General features: G+C 72.5%; 2 protein-coding genes. One reads left to right on the forward strand and one right to left on the reverse strand.

The features are described 5' to 3' along the window. Positions 1 to 169: 169 nt before the first annotated feature. Positions 170 to 949: an exodeoxyribonuclease III gene (locus tag SACPADRAFT_RS0202790; protein WP_007027244.1), complete on the reverse strand. Its 780-nt coding sequence runs from the start codon at positions 947 to 949 to the stop codon at positions 170 to 172. Between the two features lie 155 nt (positions 950 to 1,104). On the opposite strand from SACPADRAFT_RS0202790, the gene uvrC reads away from it, so the two are divergent. Continuing rightward, positions 1,105 to 2,559 (forward strand): excinuclease ABC subunit UvrC (uvrC, locus tag SACPADRAFT_RS25240; protein WP_084258272.1); only part of this gene is annotated, 1,455 nt, incomplete at its 3' end.

The following is a 2,559-nucleotide window of genomic DNA, read 5'->3' on the forward strand; positions in this document are numbered from 1 at the left end:
GCCCGGGCGGCCCACCCGGCGGTGGTGCGCACGCTCGACCTGCTCACGGCCGCCGTGCGGGACGGCGACGCGAGCGGCTCCGTGCCGGTCGGCGACTGAAGCCGGCCGGATACCGGGGCCGGTCGGATACTCGAGCCGGTCGGCGATCGACCGGTCGGAGATCGATCAGTCAGCGACCGAACTCGACGACGACGGGGGCGTGGTCCGAGGCGCCCTTGCCCTTGCGTTCCTCGCGGTCGACGTAGGCGTCGGTGACCGTCTCGGCCAGCGTGCCGTCGGTGTACACGAGGTCGATGCGCATTCCCTTGTTCTTCGGGAACGCCAGCTGCCGGTAGTCCCAGTAGGTGTAGGGCCGGTCGTACTTCAGCGGCCGCGGCACCACCTCACGCAGCCCCGCGTCGGTCAGCGCGGTCAGCGCCTCCCGCTCCGGTCCGGTGACGTGGGTGGCGTCGGTGAACACGGAGATGTCCCACACGTCCTCGTCGGTGGGGGCGACGTTGAAGTCGCCCAGGACCGCGAACGGCCGGTCGGCGCCGCCCTCGGCGGCCACGGTGCCGTGCAGGGCCTGCAGCCACCGCAGCTTGTAGGTGTAGTGCGGGTGCCCCGGCTCGCGTCCGTTGGGGACGTAGACCGACCACACCCGCACCCCGTCGCAGGTCGCGCCGACGGCGCGCGGCTGGGTGGCGTTCTCGTACGCGGGCTCGTCGACCAGGCCGCGGGTGACCTCGGCCAGCCCCACCCGGGACAGCACGGCGACGCCGTTCCAGCGACCGTCGCCGTGGCACGCGACGTCGTAGCCGAGTTCGGCGACCTCGGCGCGGGGGAAGGCCTCGGCACCGCACTTGAGCTCCTGCAGGCACAGCACGTCCGGTTCGACCCGCTGCAGCCACGCCGTCAACCTCGGCAGCCGGGCGCCGACGGAGTTGACGTTCCACGTCGCGATGCGCATGCCGGGAGAATCGCACACCCGTGGGACGGCGCCCGCGACCGCCTCCACCGCACCGCGCGATGCGTATAACGGCCTATACGCCCGGTCCCCGCGCGTGCGTCCACGCGGTGACGGGGGCCGACCGGCGGTGTCGCCGTCCGCCATAAGCTGGGAGCGTGGCTGATCCGTCCACCTACCGTCCGGCCGCGGGAAGCATCCCCGAGGAGCCCGGGGTGTACAAGTTCCGCGACCCCACCGGGCGCGTCGTCTACGTCGGCAAGGCGAAGAACCTGCGCGCGCGGCTGAACTCGTACTTCGCGGACCTGTCCGGCCTGCACCCGCGCACCCGCCAGATGGTCACCACGGCGGCGGGCGTGGAGTGGACGGTGGTCTCCACCGAGGTGGAGGCGCTCCAGCTGGAGTACAACTGGATCAAGGAGTTCGACCCGCGGTTCAACGTCCGCTACCGCGACGACAAGACCTACCCGGTGCTCGCGGTCACCGCGCACGAGCGCTATCCCCGGCTGCACGTCTACCGCGGCCCGCGGAAGAAGGGCGTGCGGTACTTCGGCCCGTACGCCCACGCCTGGGCGATCCGGGAGACCCTGGACCTGTTGCTGCGGGTGTTCCCCGCCCGGACCTGCTCCGACGGGGTGTTCCGCAGGCACGCCCAGATCGGCAGGCCCTGTCTGCTCGGCTACATCGACAAGTGCTCGGCCCCGTGCGTGGGAAACGTCACCGAGGACGAGCACCGGCAAATCGTCGACGACTTCTGTGACTTCCTGGCCGGGCGCACCGACGTGATGATCCGCAGGCTGGAGAAGGAGATGGCCGCCGCGTCCGAACAGCTCGAGTTCGAGCGCGCGGCCCGGCTGCGGGACGACCTGGGCGCGCTGCGCCGGGCGATGGAGAAGCAGGCGGTGGTGCTCGGTGACGGCACCGACGCCGACGTCGTCGCCTTCGCGCACGACGATCTGCAGGCCGCGGTCCAGGTCTTCCACGTCCGGGGCGGCCGGGTGCGCGGGCAGCGCGGCTGGGTGGTCGACAAGGTCGAGGACATGGACGTGCCCGCGCTCGTGGAGCAGTTCCTCGGGCAGTTCTACGCCGAACAGATCGACCTCGCCGCCGAGGCCCCCACCGACGGCTCACCGGTGCCGCGTGAGGTGCTGGTGCCCGCGCTGCCCGCCGACGCCGACGCGATGGAACAGTGGCTGTCCCGGCTGCGCGGCTCGCGGGTGCGGTTGCGGGTGCCGCAGCGGGGCGACAAACGGCAGCTCGCCGACACGGTGGCGCGCAACGCCGAGGAGGCCTTCGCCCAGCACAAACTGCGCCGGGCCGGGGACCTCACCGCGCGGTCGGCCGCGTTGTCCGAGCTGCAGGAGTACCTGGGCCTGGACACCGCGCCACTGCGCATCGAGTGCGTGGACATCAGCCACCTGGGCGGGACCGACGTGGTGGCCTCGCTGGTGGTGTTCGAGGACGGGGTGCCGCGCAAGTCCGAGTACCGTCGGTTCGCCCTGCGGGAGGCCGCCACGGAGGGCGACGTCGCGGGCATCGCCGAGGTCGTGCGCCGCCGGTTCGCCCGGCACGTCGCCGGGGCCGGGGACACCGCCACCGAGGCGGACACCGCC

The organism is Saccharomonospora iraqiensis subsp. paurometabolica YIM 90007 (assembly GCF_000231035.2).
Taxonomy (GTDB): domain Bacteria; phylum Actinomycetota; class Actinomycetes; order Mycobacteriales; family Pseudonocardiaceae; genus Saccharomonospora; species Saccharomonospora paurometabolica.